Genomic DNA, 17211 nt, shown 5'->3' on the forward strand with positions numbered 1-17211 from the left:
ACTGAAACATCTAAGTACCCTTAGGAAAAGAAATCAATTGAGATTCCCTGAGTAGCGGCGAGCGAAAGGGGATTAGCCCTTAAGTGGCTTTGGTGTTAGTAGAAGATTCTGGAAAGGATCGCTGTAAAGGGTGATAGCCCCGTATACGAAAATGCCTTAGTCATGAAAACGAGTAGGACGGAACACGTGTTATTCTGTCTGAAGATGGGGGGACCATCCTCCAAGGCTAAATACTCCTGACTGACCGATAGTGAACCAGTACCGTGAGGGAAAGGCGAAAAGAACCCCTGTGAGGGGAGTGAAATAGATCCTGAAACCGTGTACGTACAAGCAGTGGGAGCGGACTTGTTCCGTGACTGCGTACCTTTTGTATAATGGGTCAACGACTTATTTTCAGTAGCAAGCTTAACCGCATAGGGTAGGCGTAGGGAAACCGAGTCTTAATAGGGCGTATAGTTGCTGGGAATAGACCCGAAACCGGGCGATCTATCCATGAGCAGGTTGAAGGTTGGGTAACACTAACTGGAGGACCGAACCCACATCCGTTGAAAAGGCTGGGGATGACTTGTGGATAGGAGTGAAAGGCTAATCAAGCTCGGAGATAGCTGGTTCTCCTCGAAAGCTATTTAGGTAGCGCCTCGTGTATTGCCATTGGGGGTAGAGCACTGTTTGGGCTAGGGGGTCATCCCGACTTACCAACCCCATGCAAACTCCGAATACCAATGAGTATGAGCACGGGAGACACACGGCGGGTGCTAACGTCCGTCGTGAAAAGGGAAACAACCCAGACCGTCAGCTAAGGTCCCAAAGTTACAGTTAAGTGGGAAACGATGTGGGAAGGCTTAGACAGCTAGGAGGTTGGCTTAGAAGCAGCCATCCTTTAAAGAAAGCGTAATAGCTCACTAGTCGAGTCGGCCTGCGCGGAAGATATAACGGGGCTCAAACTGTACACCGAAGCTACGGGTTCATCTTAGGATGAGCGGTAGAGGAGCGTTCTGTAAGCCGTTGAAGGTCAAGCTGTAAGGCAGGCTGGAGGTATCAGAAGTGCGAATGTTGACATGAGTAACGATAAGGGGAGTGAAAACCTCCCCCGCCGGAAGACCAAGGTTTCCTGTCCCATGTTAATCAGGGCAGGGTGAGTCGGCCCCTAAGGCGAGGCAGAAATGCGTAGTCGATGGGAAACAGGTTAATATTCCTGTACTTATGTATATTGCGATGGAGAGACGGAGAAGGCTAGGCCAGCACAGCGATGGTTGTCTGTGTTTAAGGTAGTAGGCAAGTGACTTAGGCAAATCCGGGTCACTCTTTAAGAGAGAATGCCGAGAATTGATGACGAGCCCTCTTTTGGGTGAAGTGGTTGATGCCATGCTTCCAGGAAAAACTTCTAAGCTTCAGATATACATGAACCGTACCCCAAACCGACACAGGTGGTCAGGTAGAGAATACCAAGGCGCTTGAGAGAACTCGGGTGAAGGAACTAGGCAAAATGGTACCGTAACTTCGGGAGAAGGTACGCCGGCCGGTGTGAAGGACTTGCTCCGTAAGCACTAGTCGGTCGAAGATACCAGGCCGCTGCAACTGTTTATTAAAAACACAGCACTCTGCAAACACGAAAGTGGACGTATAGGGTGTGACGCCTGCCCGGTGCTTGAAGGTTAATTGATGGGGTTAGCGTAAGCGAAGCTCTTGATCGAAGCCCAAGTAAACGGCGGCCGTAACTATAACGGTCCTAAGGTAGCGAAATTCCTTGTCGGGTAAGTTCCGACCTGCACGAATGGCGTAATGATGGCGGCACTGTCTCCACCCGAGACTCAGTGAAATTGAAATCGCAGTGAAGATGCTGTGTATCCGCGGCTAGACGGAAAGACCCCGTGAACCTTTACTATAGCTTCACAGTGAACTTTGAACCTACTTGTGTAGGATAGGTGGGAGGCTTTGAAGATAGGACGCCAGTTCTATTGGAGCCAATCTTGAAATACCACCCTGGTATGTTTGAGGTTCTAACTCAGGTCCGTAATCCGGATCGAGGACACTGTGTGGTGGGTAGTTTGACTGGGGCGGTCTCCTCCCAAAGAGTAACGGAGGAGCACGAAGGTGTGCTCAGCATGGTCGGAAATCATGCATAGAGTGTAAAGGCAAAAGCACGCTTAACTGCGAGACAGACACGTCGAGCAGGTACGAAAGTAGGTCTTAGTGATCCGGTGGTTCTGTATGGAAGGGCCATCGCTCAACGGATAAAAGGTACTCCGGGGATAACAGGCTGATACCGCCCAAGAGTTCACATCGACGGCGGTGTTTGGCACCTCGATGTCGGCTCATCACATCCTGGGGCTGAAGCCGGTCCCAAGGGTATGGCTGTTCGCCATTTAAAGTGGTACGCGAGCTGGGTTTAGAACGTCGTGAGACAGTTCGGTCCCTATCTGCCGTGGACGTTTGAGATTTGAGAGGAGCTGCTCCTAGTACGAGAGGACCGGAGTGGACGAACCTCTGGTGTTCCGGTTGTCACGCCAGTGGCATTGCCGGGTAGCTATGTTCGGACGGGATAACCGCTGAAAGCATCTAAGCGGGAAGCCTCCCTTAAGATAAGATCTCACTGGAACATAAGTTCCCTAAAGAGCCGTTCGAGACGAGGACGTTGATAGGTTGGGTGTGTAAGTGCTGTGAGGCATTGAGCTAACCAATACTAATTGCTCGTGAGGCTTGACCATATAACACCAAAGTGGTTTTACTGGAGATGGTTCCTGACCATTCCAGCACTTCCTCCATCCATGGAGGTCGTAAGACACAGATTACGATAGACACTGGTTTGACCTTGGTTATCGCTATTTCAAAATGAATTGTTAAAAGAGACAAGTGAACGAATTTGCGCATTGCGCACACCAGTTTTCTTGATGATCATAGAGGCATTGAACCACCTGATCCCATCCCGAACTCAGAAGTGAAAAGTGCCATCGCCGATGGTAGTGTGGGAGATCCCATGTGAGAGTAGGTCGTTATCAAGATTTAATTTGAGAAAGCCCTGATAGCTATGCTGTCAGGGCTTTTTTTCGTTTCAAGAAACGTTTTAAACCATCAGCCGGGTTGAACCACCTGATCCCATCTCGGTACTCAGAAGTGACTCTTTTTCGCCGCAGGCGCTTGCCATCGCCGATGGTCGTGTTGGGCTCTCTATAACAGACAAGCATGTGAGAGTAGGTCGTCGTCAAGCTTTATATTTAGAAGGCCCTGATAGCTTATGCTGTTGGGGCTTTTTTTCGTCTCAAGAAACATTTTTGCTGAGAAGTACTTTTTTAGAAGTGCTAGAAACAAATAAGGCTGCCAGTTGGCAGCCTCAGACTGCTGATAAAGTCCTCGCCATTCGGCGGGGATTTTTTATAATAACGGCATGCTTAAAGAACGCCCTCAAACCCAGTCTACTTTAGAGTTTGTTTCCATCGACGAGCTCGTCCCCAGTGATCACTTGCTTCGCAAGATTGATCGAATTATTGATTTTTCCTTTCTACATGATCTTGTGAAGGATTTTTATTGCGCGGATAACGGTCGTCCCGCTCTCGATCCTACTCTCATGTTTAAGTTGCTATTTATTGGCTACCTTTTTGGTATTCGTAGTGAACGTCAGTTGATTAGAGAGGTTCAAGTTAATGTCGCTTATCGTTGGTTCTTAGGTTTAGGCCTGACTGACAAAATTCCCGATGCTTCCACTTTGAGTGCAAACCGCACACGTCGTTTTAAGGAATCCGATATCTATCAAAAGATCTTTGATGAGATCGTACTCCAGGCTATAAAACACAAGTTAGTTGGCGGAAACACCTTTTATACGGACTCCACACACCTTAAAGCCAATGCGAACAAAAAGCATTTTGAAAAAGTAGTGGTTGAACAGTCCCGACAGGCGTATATGGATGAGCTCGATAAGGCCGTTGAGGAGGATCGACTCGTTCATGGAAAAAAGCCTTTACCACCTGAAAAAAACAAGGTGGAGAGTCGTGAAATCAAGCAGAGTACGACGGATCCAGAGAGTGGCTATATGGTACGAGATACTAAGCCCAAAGGGTTCTTCTACTTAGATCACCGAACGGTTGATGCACGTTGCAACATTATTACTGACGTACACGTCACCGCAGGCAATGTCCACGATGCTGTCCCTTATTTAGAGCGATTGGACCGAATCAAAGAACGCTTTAAGCTTTTCATCACATCGGTCGGAGTCGATGCGGGGTACTTTACCTCGGCAGTTTGTCATGGGTTAGAAGAACGACATATCTATGCCGTGATGGGCTATCGTCGTCCTAATCACAAGAAAGGCTTCTTCTATAAACGCGAATACAAGTACGACAGGGAACAAGATGTCTACTTCTGTCCGCAAGGTGAAAAACTCATTTACAAAACCACTTCTCGAGAAGGTTACCGTCACTACGACTCAGATAGCCTGATCTGCGCGAACTGCCCAGAAAAGCACCGCTGCACCACAAACAAAAAATCGGTCAAAACCATTACGCGTCATGTTTGGGAAGATAGCAAAGAACGCATCAATGCCCATCGGCTAACCCCATTAGGCAAAGTCATTTATGCCAGACGAAAGGAAACCGTGGAACGAAGTTTTGCCGACGCAAAAGAGCTGCATGGCTATCGATATGCACGATTTCGAGGAACAGATAAAGTAGCTTCTCAATGTCTATTAACGGCAGCCGCCCAAAATATGAAAAAGATAGCCTTAATGCTTAGCTAGAGGCTTTTATTTGTTCAAAAAAATGACGAAATCGATAGTCAGAGCCTTAATAAAAGGCCTCAAAGAGCTCTAAGTAACTAATGAGATATCTTGAGTCACTTAGGAAGGAATGTGAGCAAAAGACTCAGAAAAATAAAACCCCAGCAAAAAACTGGGGTTTATCAGTAACCTGAGGCTGCCAGTTGGCAGCCTCTTTCTGCATTTGCAGTTTGTGTTTACGTCGTTTTGCTTTGTTGGTTTTTTCGTGAACCCCACCTTTACGCATGATTGGGTCAAACGCATAGGGATTGCGTTTTTTCTGTTTAACTTTCATTTTTTGATCCTTATATGATCCTTTTGAGTTAAAAAAAGAAGATATATTTTGAGGGGGGTAAGTTTGAATTACAAGAGTGAATTTGGTTAAAAAAAGATCAGTCAGTCATCAAATATGACTGAAAACCTACTAAATTTGACTGTTTCTTATCCACAATAAGAGGTTAAAGCAATAGGGTTCCAAAATTCTCATTCCTGCAAAGGGGGATGCCGCAAAACTAATGTGCTTGGTAATTCTGCGTTAAAAAACCGCCTCAAAATGCTCGTTTATAGGTATAAACTCCACTTTTCGGTGATTTTTGCCTTGCCTTATCTTTGCTCACTACCTTTAGCGACAGCCCCAATGGTTCCTGAGTATTAAGTACTAAGTTTTAGTGTTGTCTCTTCAATCTTGGTAAAGAGCTTGTTATGGTCACGTTTGGCAAATACGTATACTTCTTGGCAAATCCTCTGACCATCATGCATCATAAGTTTAATAACATGTCGTTCTGCATAACTTTTAGTATTGTCGAGTTCATCTAATACTGTAATCGTTACTTCCTTGACTGTCTGGCGAAGTGCTTCGATTTGAGTAATAAAGGTTGTACGATCAATCCAATTTCCGTTGATGCGTTGTTGGAAGTCAGGGGCAAAGTGCATGTTGGCCGCTTCGTTTACCGTCAGTTTTTGATTGTTGAGCAAATCCTCGATGGCGTCTTTAAGAGTACCCATTTTCATTCGACCATTAAGACTATTTTGCCTTGAATATGTCCTTGTGTAGCGCGTTCATGGGCTTTATCGGCAGCTTGTAATACATAGGTACTATCGATACCGACACGAATGGTTCCATCATTCAACAATGCAGCCAATTCTGCTAGCTGAGCTCCACTTGAGCTGACTTGGGTAGCTGAGACTGTAAGGCCCATTTTTTCTGCGTCTTCACTACCAGTAAAACCTAGGGGATAGACAGGGAAAAGTGCGCCGCCTGGTTTAAGTACTGGCAGGAATCTCCCTGTTTTTGGACCGCCAACGCAATCAATGACTAAATCAATATTATCAACTTCGTTTTCTGGCGTTGTCTGGTTGTAGTCGATGAATATGTCTGCGCCTAGATCACGCAGGAACGCTTCATGGATACCAGAGGCTACTGCGATCACTTTTGCCCCCTTCCATTTGGCAATTTGCACTGCAAAGTGGCCTACACCTCCAGCGGCACCATTGACCAGTACTGTCTTACCTTCAAGTTCAATAGGCTTGTGTGGTTTCTGTTGAAGTGGGTTGGGGGTGTCGTGTCCCAGTTCGACCATGAATTGCCAGGCTGTTAACAGTGACATTGGAGCTGCCGCTGCATGGGCATGATCTATATTAGCGGGTTTGATCGCGGCTTCAGAAGCCGATACATTGACATATTGGGCATAGCCTCTGCTGTTTCCAGCGATACCCTCAGGAAAATGCACCATTGAATAGACTTCATCCCCAACATTAAACTCTGTCACGTCGTCCGCAACTGCTTCAACTACGCCGGACACATCCGTTCCGAGAATGAGCGGGAAACTCACTTGTGGCTGCCATTCTGGCGGTAATGTCTTGTAGCCTTCACGCAGATACCAGTCGGGGGGATTAATGCCCACCGCCCGAACTCTAATTTGTATTTCGCCCAATTTAAGCTCAGGTATTGGTGCGTCTTCATAGTGCAATACTTCAGGTCCGCCAAAGGTATGTTGCTGCACTGCCTTCATGGTGTTAGTTATCATTATTTCTTTCTCCTTGGTTAAGACTGGATTATAATAAACGGAACAGTGATCATTTTAAACGGATCACCGCTCCACTTGTCAAGAGGATTTATGCGAGCAGACGCTAAAAAAAATTATGACCATATACTTTCCATAGCATGGGAGGTGTTTACTGAGCAGGGTGCGAATGCCTCTTTACGGGAAGTTGCTCGAAGAGCTGGCATTGGTATGGGAACCCTTTATCGCCATTTTCCGAACAGAGAAGCCTTACTCGAACCCATTCTTCGGGAACATTTCGACAGCTTAACTCAAAAAGCCGATAACCTAGAAAACGCGAGCGCTTCCGATGAAGCATTGGTGTTATGGGTGCAGGAAGTCATTGCCTTTACACACGACTACCAAGGTATTATTTCTGTGATGATGGGGGCGATCGAAGACATGGATTCTGCGCTTTATGTATCCTGCCATGATCTGCGAGCAGCGGGAGCAAGGCTACTTAACCGTGCCCAGTCAGAAGGAAAAGCCTGTCCCGATCTTGATGGTGATGAGTTGTTTGACCTGATAGCCGCCTTAGCTTGGCTACGTGACCAGCCGTCCCATCAATTGCGATCTAATCATCTTTTTGAAGTGATTGCTGATGCCGTGTTGAGAAATACGAAACAAGGAGGGGGTTAGCTTAATGTTAGCCAAACGATATTGTCTGAAAGATTCCCCCTAACTCTGCCGCTCCTTTTTCGCAAAGAAACGCGCCAAGTCGTCGATATTATTTTAACGGTTAGCGGTCAATAGACTCCGAGATTCGCTTAAGAACAGACAGGGTTGTCTCAAGTTCTGTCTTGGTGATACCTATGGAGCACTTCATTGCCCACTCCGCTTGCTTTTCATACAGCTTCAAATATACCGTTTCTCCAAGCGCCGAGAGGTTTATCAGCTTTGCGCGTTTATGGTCGGGATTGTCTTGGAACAGCAGAAGTTCATCCTCTCTCATGGCATCAACAAGTCGTTGTACTGCTTGTCGTGTCAGTCCCATGCTTCTGGCTATTTGCGGTACAGTTTGTGGAGCACCAGCTAGAGAAAGAGCCCCTAAAATCTTCCATCGAGCACTCGTAATGCCATATTCCGATCCCATATGGTCACCTTCACTAACCAGGAGCCCGCCGAGTTTGAATACTTCAAGAGCAATGTCGGTAAATACCGTACCTTTTTGAGGAGTGTTCATCTGCAATCCTTTTGATAGTTTGACAACATGTTGACAATTCGGTTTGATATTTTCATAATGACAATATGTTACCAATTATTTCCCTAGGAGGGAATCATGTTGTCCATACTTCATCGAGTTGCTGCATCCGCAGCCGTCTTGTGCATTGCCACATTTTTCTCGGCAACCATTTTTGTCGAGCTTTTTGGGACAGCAGAATCCATAGCAACCCTGAAAAGTCTTATTGTATGGCCAGGTTTATTTATTCTTGTTCCCTCCATTGCCCTAACGGGTGCTAGTGGTTTCGCCTTAGCAAAATCTAGAAATGGAAAGCTCGTACAACAAAAGAAAAAGAGAATGCCCTTTATCGCAATCAATGGGATATTAGTGCTCATTCCATGCGCCGTATTGCTTGATCATTGGGCATCCGTAGGTGTTTTTGATACTGATTTCTACATGGTTCAAGGCGTCGAATTGCTTGCTGGTGCAACCAATCTCATCTTGATGGGAATGAATATGAGAGACGGTCTTAGAATGAGTGGTAGATTTAGACGGCCTGCTTAAGTGTACCCTAGTAAGGCCTCCATTCTTGTCATTCTGCGAAGGCAGGAGGCCATGTCCTTAATGCTCAGTCAAATAACTCCAATTGCTTTTGTAGACCACCCTGTCATTGTATTCATTTGAGCCAGTTTTTCAGGCTCAACGCGTCGACGTGAATTCAATACCGAGGTGAATAGAATCTTCTGTCTCTTTTTTTGTGCGTTTTTCGATGCGTTTCTCTTGGTAATAAGAAAAAAACTTCAATAAAATCAATTTTTTAAAAAACTCATAACATAAATAATACGCTGTACCTTTCCCAAAAGAGAGATAGAAGAACGAGTACACTTGATTTGTCGTTTTAGAAAGGGTGTTAAATTTCAATTATGACAGATAGGATAGTTAGGGGAACGCAGCCGTATAAACGGGTATGAGCACTATTAAGTGTTAGTAACAAAGGAGGATATATGTCCAATCCAGTAGATAGATTTTCTAGTCGTGTTGCTGATTACGACAAATACCGACCTAGTTACCCATTAGACTTGATCAATAAGCTCTTGGAGCTGTCCAACTTAAATCAGCGTTCGGTTATTGCAGATATCGGTTCTGGAACAGGGATATTCAGTGAGTTACTTGTTAATCAAGGCGTAAAAGTTATAGGGATAGAACCCAATGATGCAATGAGACATTCTGCAGAAAACAAGCTTGGCCATAAAGTAAACTTTACGAGTTTAAATGCGACAGCAGAATCGACTTGTTTGAAGGATAGCAGTGTTGATGTAATCACAGCAGCACAATCCTTTCACTGGTTTAATAAAGACAAAACAATTCCTGAATTTAAACGCATACTTAAACCAAATGGTGTTCTTGCTTTGGTATGGAACCAAAGGTGCATCGAACAAGATTTTCAGATTGCGTACGATAAAATCTTAGGCACATATTCAAAAGACTATGATTCGATTAATCATAAGAATCTTAAGGACAATGAAGTGCCTCAATTTTTCGACTCCAATCGAATGGAGACATATACATACAATAATGAACAATTTTTTGACTATGAAGGGTTACTGGGCAGAATGAGGTCATCGTCATACTGTCCACTGCCAGGTACAGCGGAATACTCGCGTCTTGTGAAAGAGTTAGAGGTGGTATTTAACCAGTTTTCTTTACATGGCCAAGTCGAGTTTAAGTACAAGTCGTCCCTTTTTATTGGGCCAATTTGTTGCTGACAAAGCGTTCAAGAGGAACAGGCAACACGTGGCGAATTTTGCTCCAATCTTGGTATTTGTGTTTACGGCGGTAAATTGAAGTTTGGCGGCAGTACGTTGCAGTCCTTTAACGCGGTGTTTCCCCCGCCCCCACAATCATCTCACCATATATCATTCCCCCAATCCCAACCCCGCAGACTCATTAATCAACCATCGTTTTACTTCGGCAATTCCAGGTTCGTTGCGTCTTGAATATTTGTAAGCAAAGTAGAATTCATCGTCGGTTTCGATATGGTGGGTGGGCAGGCGGATTAGGTCGTCTTTGGTTTTGTCTTCATTGAACATATAGTCGTTGATCAGGGCAATGCCGAGAGAGTATTTAGCGGCTTCGTAGGTGAGCAGTAGATGACTAAATTTATGCAGTTGTAGTTCGTCCGGTAGGATTTTTCCTTTCTCAGAAAACCAGCGGCGCCAGTCTTCTGTGTATTCGTTATAGATGCCAAAGGAAGTGACCAAGGGGAAGTCGCCCAATCTCTCGGGCTGTTTTGCAAGTAAGTTGGCCATATCTGTGTCGGAACGAATATTGAGAGTGTTTTTCATGGCTTCATAAAACGCTGGGCTGCAAACGGGGAAGATCCTTTCCCGATAGATGGGGGTAAATGTGAAGCCGCGTTTGTCTTTGTCTGTGGTAATAAAGCAATCGGCGGCTTTGTCAGAAAGCTCGGGTGAGCTGTGGGTCATGGTAATGCTGATATCTAGGTTGGGATGTCGTCGCATCAGGTCGGGTAGGCGTGGCATTAACCAACACACGGCAAAGGAGCTGTAGACGGCGATTCTTACCTTGGTTTCACTTTCTCCTCGTATCAGGTTGCTAGCACGGGCAATTTGCGACAAGGAGCTGCTAATGGCGTCTAAATAGTGTTTTCCCTCTGTTGTTAAGCTGAGATAGCGACCTTGGCGTTGGAAAAGGCTTTCACCCAAGTGATTTTCTAAGGCGCGAATCTGATGAGAGACAGCGCTTTGGCTTAGGTTGAGCTCCTGGGCGGCAAGGGAAAAGCTGTTTAATCTGGCAACGGCTTCAAAGACAGGTAGAGCTTTCAGTGGAGGTAGCATTTTATTATCCAAAAAACGAATACTAAGTGAGGATATATCATTTTATTGATGGTGAAGTCGAGGCTAGAATGCGGTTCTTTATATATTGTACTCAAGGAGCGGCTATGTCTGGAAAAACTATCGGTAGCGCTATTTTGATCCTAGTGATAGGTAACTTCTTCGCGACGTTTTGCGATGTGTTTATCAAAATGGCGGGCAGCAGAGTGGCCGTTTATCAGTTTACCTTTATGCGTCTTGTGATGATTTGTCTTGTGTTATTGCCATTGGCCTATAAACACATTGATTTTAAAGGGGACATTGGTCTTAAACTGCATTTGTTAAGAGGCAACCTATGGGTATTGGCGAGTGTTTTATTGATTATCTCGTTGACGGCGTTGCCGCTTGCCACGGCCAATGCGGTGTTTTATATCGCGCCGATTCTGATTGTGTTGTTTGCGGGGATTTTCTTTAAAGAGAAAATTACTATGGGCATTGTGATTGCGGCTGTATCTGGCTTTGTCGGGGTATTAATCATTTTACGGCCTTCTGACATCAGTTGGGGGATGATCAGCGCGGTGCTATTTTCCGTGGTATTGGCGACCAATAGTTTGCTGATTCGCAAGTTGCCAAAAAATCAAAACCTGTTCTTTGGGCTTTTGATAACCCATCTATCGGCGTTGCCTTTAACGGCTTGTTTGGCGTTGTGGGAAGGGGCGCCTTGGAATATGGATGGCTTGTTATACGCTGGTGCATCGGCGATGTGTTCGATTGTTTATAGCTTAGCGTGCTTGCAAGGTTACCGCTATGTAGCGTCGAGCCAGGTGAGCAGTGCGGAATATTCCGGCTTGCTGTTTGCTGTGATATTGGGTTGGATTATTTTTAACGAGTCGATCGACTTCTTCTTTGTGATTGGGGCTCTGTTTATCATTTTGCCTTTGGCGTACTTGGGTAACCGAGATAGACGTAGGCGAAAATCTGAAGAACGTATGTCGGTGGTTCGCTCGCAATTAGACGCAGGTTAATTATCTCAGCCTATTAATAGTTGATGGGGACGTCTTCGCTATCTATAGGAGTAGTTTAGCCGTTCTGTCTTAGGTTGATGTATTGATTGATTCAACAAAGTAGCCTATCTCTCTGGGTTGTTTTTCCTTGTTGTTCACATCCATTCACAGAAATTCATTATCTAAAGTGCTAGAATTTTACGCTATTATCTCAAACAAGCTGAGACTGTTTTTTGGAGTATGGGAATTTATGGCCAGCAAAGATGTGTTGGAGTCGATGTACGAAAAAATAACCAATGAAGAAGATGCCAGAGCCTGTAAAGCCATTGATGAATCGGCTTGTAAGGAAGTGCCTGGTAATTTTATCAAGCTGATTATCGCTCAGTTTTTTACCAATTTGGGCGATGCCATGATTAACCCAAAAATCACCTTGCCTTGGATATTAAATAGCATTGGAGCGCCAGTGTATTTGCTGAGTTGGTTAGTGCCGATTCGTGAGTCTGGGTCTTTGTTGCCGCAATTAGCCATTGCGAGTTTTATACGTAAGTTACCGCTCCGTAAATGGGTTTGGATTGTTGGGAGTATTTTGCAGTCGATCAGTGTTGTGCTGATTGGGCTGATAGCCATGACGATGCAGGGGGCTGTGGCGGGTTGGCTGGTGATTGCCTGTTTGGTGGTGTTTAGTCTTGCCCGTGGGCTTAGCTCGGTGGCGTCGAAGGATGTGTTAGGTAAGACGATTCCAAAAACGCAGCGCGGACAAGTGACAGGTTGGTCGGCGAGTGTCGCAGGGCTAGTAACCGTCGGGATTGCCATCGTCATGTTATTGAGTGCGTTAACGTCCTTTGAAGGCAACGCCTATGTGTATGGCGTTTGCTTAATGGGAGCGGCTATTTTTTGGCTGTTGGGGGCGTTGGTTTACTCCCGCGTTGTGGAGTTTTCTGGCGAAGTAGATGGCGGTAAGAACGGCTTTAAAGAGGCGCTTAAACAGCTGAGTTTGCTAAAAACGGATAAAGCCTTTCGTCAGTTTGTGATTACTCGTTCGCTATTTTTATGTACCGCTTTGAGTGCGCCTTTCTATGTTGTACTGGCTCAGCATACCCTAGGGAATAATATGTGGGTACTGGCGATGTTTATTGGTGCTAGTGGTTTAGCCTCGCTTGTTTCTGCGCCTTTTTGGGGAAAGTTCTCTGATCGTTCCAGTCGAAAAGTGATGATGGCGGCCTGTTTGTTCAGTTCTCTGATTGGTTTGGTCTTGTTTGCGGTCTCTTGGTTGGCACCTTCACTGTTAGACAGCGTCTTGCTGTTACCGGTTTTGTATTTCTTGCTGACGATTGCCCATCAAGGAGTGCGGGTAGGGCGGAAAACCTATTTAGTGAATTTAGCCGATGGCAATAAGCGAACCAGTTATGTGGCCGTTAGTAATACGATGATTGGTTTTATCCTATTGTTGATGAGTTTTATAGGCGCGCTAACGCAATTTATCTCGTTAGAAGGGTTAATTCTTGTCTTTTCAGGTATGGCGATTGTGGGTGTTTTGATGGCGCTGCGCTTACCAGAAGTATAAGTTAGAACGGTCTGATGGTTTGCTGATCTAACCGTTTGATGCTACTAAAGAAAAAGAAGGCCCATTTAGCACTCGTTACTATTTAGTACGGTGCTCAATGGGCCTTTCTATTGCCTGTTCGCTATGGAGGATTAGGCGGGTAGGTTCGCTTTTAACCACTCAATGGCTTGTGGATAAGGCGCTGGCATATTGAGCCTGTCTAACGATGTATTCAGAACCGTTAGGTTGCCTGTGCAGAAGTTCAGGTGACCCACTTTGCGGCCAGGTCTAACGTCTTTTTGATACCAGTAGAGTTCTAAACTTGGAATGCTGAGCCATTGGTAATCCAGATCAACGCCGATCAAGTTCACCATCATACTTTGATTTTTGATCTCAGCGCTCACCAGTGGTAAGCCCATAACGGCACGGACGTGATTTTCAAATTGGCAAACGTTGCTGCCTGCTTGTGTCCAATGGCCACTGTTGTGCACGCGAGGGGCGAGCTCGTTAATCAGTAAGTCATCACCCACACGGAAGCATTCCATAGCCATAACGCCAACATAGTCTAATGCATCCATCAACTTACCAAGCATCGTCTCTGCTTTGCTTTGGTATTGATCGAGGCGTTTAAGTGGCGATATTGATGCGTACAAAATACCATTGATGTGTAGGTTGAGGGTGAGCGGGTAAAAATACTTTTCACCATCTTTGCCTCGTACACCAACAAGGGAGACTTCTTCGTCGAAGTTAATGGCTTGTTCGGCAATGGCTTGATCTTTCCATTCTTCAGGAATCTCGGTGTTTTCCGCTTTTTTTAACCAATATTGACCTTTGCCATCGTAACCACCACGACGACGTTTCATAAGAACGCGTTCGCCTAAAGTGTCGTAGGCGTGTTGTGCGCTAGAGTCGGCTTCTACAGGAAACCAAGGTGCCGTGGCAAGCCCAAGGCGGTCTAGCCATTGCTTTTGCGTCAGACGATCCGCCAGTTGAGGGAAGGTCGCAAGGTTAACAAAGTTGTTATGTGTGGCTAACTGTTTGGTGGCAACGGTTTCTGGCCATTCTTCTCGCTCGGCAGTAACGATGTCATTTGCTTGCAGTGGCAGTTCGTCTGTTGCCTCAATATCCACAGGGCGCACATCGATTCCCAATGGGGTGCCGGCTTGTTTTAACATGGCGCCCAGTTGACCCGCACCTAATACCCATAATGTTGACATTAGGCCTCCCGAGGATCTGGGTTAGCGAGCACTGTTTCGGTTTGTTTGGCGCGAAACGCGTCAATTTTTTTCGCCAGTTCAGGGTCGTTATTGGCTAGGATCTGGCAAGCTAATAGGCCTGCGTTAAATGCCCCAGCGGTACCAATGGCTAATGTGCCAACCGCAACACCTTTTGGCATTTGCGCGATAGAAAGCAGGCTGTCCATACCGTTTAGTGCTTTACTTTGTACTGGTACTCCGAGCACGGGGAGTCGTGTGTGGGCGGCAACCATGCCTGGCAGATGTGCCGCACCGCCTGCACCACCAATGATAACTTGGAAGCCCTTTTCAACTGCGCTTTCTGCAAACTCAGCAAGTTTCACTGGGGTTCGGTGAGCGGAAACGACTTCCACATGGTAGCTAACGCCCAGTGTGTCCATGATTTCAGCGGCACCTTCCATGGTGGCCCAGTCACTTTTCGATCCCATAATAAGGGCTACTTTTGCTTGCAAAATCTTTCTCCTGATAAGGGTTCAACGTGGCGTTCAGGGATGAATATGTTGAACAATATACGATGGCTCTGACAAAACCTTGAGAACACCCTCGCTCATGCGGATGTTTTCAGCCTAATAGGTTTTAAAAGAGTGGTTTTAATTGCGCGTTAATATAGCCGATTTTGCCAAAAACCGCGAGGGTTGAAGGGGGAATTCATTTTACTAGAAGGGTAATGCCGGAATAAACAAAGAGCGACTTAAAGTCGCTCTTTTAGGTATTGCTCGTAATCAGGGATTTTTCGCTCGAATTCGCTATCAAATAGTGGCGAAGTGACGAGGAAATTCGCCGAGGATACGCTACAGGCTATGGGAATGTTCCATACCGCTGCAACACGAAGCAGTGCTTTGATGTCAGGGTCATGGGGCATGGGCTCAAACGGGTCCCAGAAAAAGATCAAAACGTCGATTTTGCCTTCCGCAATCAAGCCACCAAGTTGTTGATCACCGCCCAGTGGGCCACTGATAAGGGATTTGACTGGCACATCCAAATGCTTTTGCATTAAATTGCCCGTCGTCCCCGTTGCCATCAAATTGTGTCTGATCAGCTTTTCTTTGTGCTTTTTTGCCCACTCAATAAGCTCAGGCTTCATATTGTCATGGGCAACCAGTGCGACGTTTTTACGCTCTGGTGTGGTGATGGTTTTCTTTATCAAGAGAGTCCCCATGTTGGGTTATTCCGCTGTATCGCCAACTTTGACGACTTTCATCATGTTAGTTGTGCCGTAGCTTACTAAATGATCGCCTTTGGTCACAATAACAAGGTCGCCGTTTTTAATCAGACCAAGGGATTTAACATGATCGACAAGACCCGTCACAATCGTATCCACATTGAACTCTTGCGAAGAGAAAGCCACGGGGGTTACGCCACGATAAAGGTTGACTTTGTTTAATGTAGCTTGGTTTGGCGACAAGGCATAAATTGGTAAGCCTGAGCTGATACGCGACATCAGAAGCGGTGTCGTACCCGATTCCGTTAAACTGATGATGGCTTTCACCCCTTGTAGATGGTTAGCCGCATACATAGCCGACATGGCGATGGTTTCATCAATACCGGTGAAGGTCACGTCAATACGGTGTTTAGAGCGGTTAATAGCAGGCTGTTTTTCCGCGCCTAAACAAACACGGTTCATGGTTTTGATGACTTCTTCAGGGTAAGCACCGGCAGCGGTTTCTGCTGACAACATAACCGCATCGGTACCGTCTAGCACGGCGTTGGCTACGTCGAACACTTCCGCACGGGTTGGCATGGCGCTGGTGATCATGGTTTCCATCATTTGCGTTGCCGTGATAACAGGGCGGTTCAATTGACGGCAACGTTTGATCATGTGTTTTTGTACGCCAATCAATTCGGCATCACCGATTTCTACGCCTAAATCACCACGGGCTACCATGACGGCATCGGATGCCATAATAATGGCGTCTAATGTTTCGTTGTCTGCTACGGCTTCGGCACGTTCTACCTTAGAGACGATGCCTGCTTTCAGGCCCGCCGCTTCTGCCAGAGCACGAGCTTCGTTTAGGTCATCCGCACTGCGCGGGAATGAAACGGCAAGGTAATCCGCTTGCAAAGCTGCCGCTGTTTTGATGTCTTCTTTGTCTTTGTCTGTTAGTGCGGCGGCAGAGAGTCCACCGCCTTGACGGTTGATGCCTTTGTTATTAGACAAATCACCACCGACAATGACCTTGGTGATCACTTCTTGACCTTTTACCTCGGTCACTTCTAGAACCACACGGCCATCATCCAATAGTAGAATGTTGCCTGGCTGAGAGTCTTTAGCCAGTTGCGGGTAATCAATACCAACACGGGTTTCGTCACCGCTGTTTTTGTCGAAGCCGACGTCAAGAATGAAGGTTGCCCCATCTTTTAGCTCAACTTTGGTATTTTTAAAGCGAGCAATACGGATTTTAGGTCCTTGTAGATCGCCCAGAATAGCGACATGACGACCATTTTTTTTCGCCATGTCACGTACCACGTTGGCACGATTGATATGGTCTTCTGGCTGTCCATGGGAAAAGTTAAGGCGAAACACATTTGCGCCAGCTAGGATCAGTTTTTCGATCATTTCTGGGGAGCTAGAGGCTGGACCAAGTGTTGCAACAATTTTCGTTCTACGAGTCATGATAGATTA

Annotated in this window: 15 protein-coding genes and 2 rRNA genes (1 of these 17 cut by a window edge); 8 read left to right on the forward strand and 9 right to left on the reverse strand. The window is 46.0% G+C overall.

The window, feature by feature from the left end; genetic code table 11:
• From AC0VYI_RS04885 to AC0VYI_RS04895, 3 genes are all read left to right on the forward strand, one after another.
• A 23S ribosomal RNA gene (locus AC0VYI_RS04885) occupies positions 1-2708 on the forward strand (it extends 186 nt beyond the left edge of the window).
• A gap of 179 nt (positions 2709-2887) precedes the next feature.
• Positions 2888-3002 (forward strand): 5S ribosomal RNA (gene rrf / locus AC0VYI_RS04890).
• A 383-nt stretch (positions 3003-3385) separates the two neighbouring features.
• Entirely contained in the window at positions 3386-4729 is a 1344-nt protein-coding gene (locus AC0VYI_RS04895; protein WP_475443365.1) for an IS1182 family transposase, read from the forward strand.
• Positions 4730-4853: 124 nt separating this feature from the next.
• Here AC0VYI_RS04895 and AC0VYI_RS04900 read toward each other — a convergent pair whose 3' ends face one another.
• The 3 genes from AC0VYI_RS04900 to AC0VYI_RS04910 all read right to left on the reverse strand — a co-directional run bounded on the left by AC0VYI_RS04900 (position 4854) and on the right by AC0VYI_RS04910 (position 6774).
• Entirely contained in the window at positions 4854-5042 is a 189-nt protein-coding gene (locus AC0VYI_RS04900; RefSeq protein WP_475447688.1) for a hypothetical protein, read from the reverse strand.
• Between the two features lie 356 nt (positions 5043-5398).
• Positions 5399-5752 (reverse strand): hypothetical protein, encoded by a 354-nt coding sequence (locus tag AC0VYI_RS04905; protein ID WP_475447690.1) that lies wholly within the window; start codon positions 5750-5752, stop codon positions 5399-5401.
• Positions 5753-5754: 2 nt separating this feature from the next.
• Complete coding sequence (locus AC0VYI_RS04910) at positions 5755-6774, reverse strand: NADP-dependent oxidoreductase (RefSeq protein ID WP_475447691.1); 1020 nt, start codon at positions 6772-6774, stop codon at positions 5755-5757.
• 90 nt (positions 6775-6864) lie between these two features.
• Between AC0VYI_RS04910 and AC0VYI_RS04915 the strand changes: the two genes are divergently transcribed.
• Entirely contained in the window at positions 6865-7428 is a 564-nt protein-coding gene (locus AC0VYI_RS04915) for a TetR/AcrR family transcriptional regulator (RefSeq protein WP_475447692.1), read from the forward strand.
• A gap of 100 nt (positions 7429-7528) precedes the next feature.
• On the opposite strand, the gene AC0VYI_RS04920 is transcribed toward AC0VYI_RS04915, so the two are convergent.
• A complete protein-coding gene (locus tag AC0VYI_RS04920) occupies positions 7529-7972 on the reverse strand; it encodes a MarR family winged helix-turn-helix transcriptional regulator (protein ID WP_475447693.1) in 444 nt (147 codons plus the stop codon).
• Positions 7973-8068: 96 nt separating this feature from the next.
• Here AC0VYI_RS04920 and AC0VYI_RS04925 point away from each other — a divergent pair, with 96 nt between their 5' ends.
• Together AC0VYI_RS04925 and AC0VYI_RS04930 are read left to right on the forward strand one after the other, a co-directional pair.
• Positions 8069-8515, forward strand: coding sequence for a hypothetical protein (locus AC0VYI_RS04925; protein ID WP_475447694.1), 447 nt, complete (start codon positions 8069-8071; stop codon positions 8513-8515).
• Between the two features lie 440 nt (positions 8516-8955).
• Entirely contained in the window at positions 8956-9717 is a 762-nt protein-coding gene (locus AC0VYI_RS04930; RefSeq protein WP_475447695.1) for a class I SAM-dependent methyltransferase, read from the forward strand.
• A 150-nt stretch (positions 9718-9867) separates the two neighbouring features.
• Here the strand turns inward: AC0VYI_RS04930 and AC0VYI_RS04935 are convergent, their stop codons facing one another.
• Entirely contained in the window at positions 9868-10809 is a 942-nt protein-coding gene (locus tag AC0VYI_RS04935) for a LysR family transcriptional regulator (protein ID WP_475447697.1), read from the reverse strand.
• Between the two features lie 104 nt (positions 10810-10913).
• On the opposite strand from AC0VYI_RS04935, the gene AC0VYI_RS04940 reads away from it, so the two are divergent.
• Both AC0VYI_RS04940 and AC0VYI_RS04945 read left to right on the forward strand, forming a co-directional pair.
• Positions 10914-11810, forward strand: coding sequence for a DMT family transporter (locus AC0VYI_RS04940; RefSeq protein WP_475447698.1), 897 nt, complete (start codon positions 10914-10916; stop codon positions 11808-11810).
• A gap of 229 nt (positions 11811-12039) precedes the next feature.
• On the forward strand, positions 12040-13353 hold the full coding sequence (locus AC0VYI_RS04945) for an MFS transporter (RefSeq protein WP_475447700.1): 1314 nt from the start codon (positions 12040-12042) through the stop codon (positions 13351-13353).
• A gap of 131 nt (positions 13354-13484) precedes the next feature.
• On the opposite strand, the gene purK is transcribed toward AC0VYI_RS04945, so the two are convergent.
• From purK to pyk, 4 genes are all read right to left on the reverse strand, one after another.
• A complete protein-coding gene (gene purK / locus AC0VYI_RS04950) occupies positions 13485-14549 on the reverse strand; it encodes a 5-(carboxyamino)imidazole ribonucleotide synthase (protein WP_475447702.1) in 1065 nt (354 codons plus the stop codon).
• Positions 14549-15040: a 5-(carboxyamino)imidazole ribonucleotide mutase gene (gene purE / locus AC0VYI_RS04955; RefSeq protein WP_267905988.1), complete on the reverse strand. Its 492-nt coding sequence runs from the start codon at positions 15038-15040 to the stop codon at positions 14549-14551. Before purE ends, purK begins: the two co-directional genes overlap by 1 nt.
• A 239-nt stretch (positions 15041-15279) precedes the next feature.
• The gene (locus AC0VYI_RS04960) at positions 15280-15735 is read right to left on the reverse strand and encodes a methylglyoxal synthase (RefSeq protein ID WP_267905989.1); all 456 of its coding nucleotides are present in this window, start codon (positions 15733-15735) and stop codon (positions 15280-15282) included.
• Between the two features lie 18 nt (positions 15736-15753).
• The gene (pyk, locus tag AC0VYI_RS04965; RefSeq protein WP_475447703.1) at positions 15754-17202 is read right to left on the reverse strand and encodes a pyruvate kinase; all 1449 of its coding nucleotides are present in this window, start codon (positions 17200-17202) and stop codon (positions 15754-15756) included.
• Positions 17203-17211 lie beyond the last annotated feature (9 nt).

This window comes from Marinomonas sp. 63XJN7_9_ISO-PGPR-S23-217 (assembly GCF_056173515.1).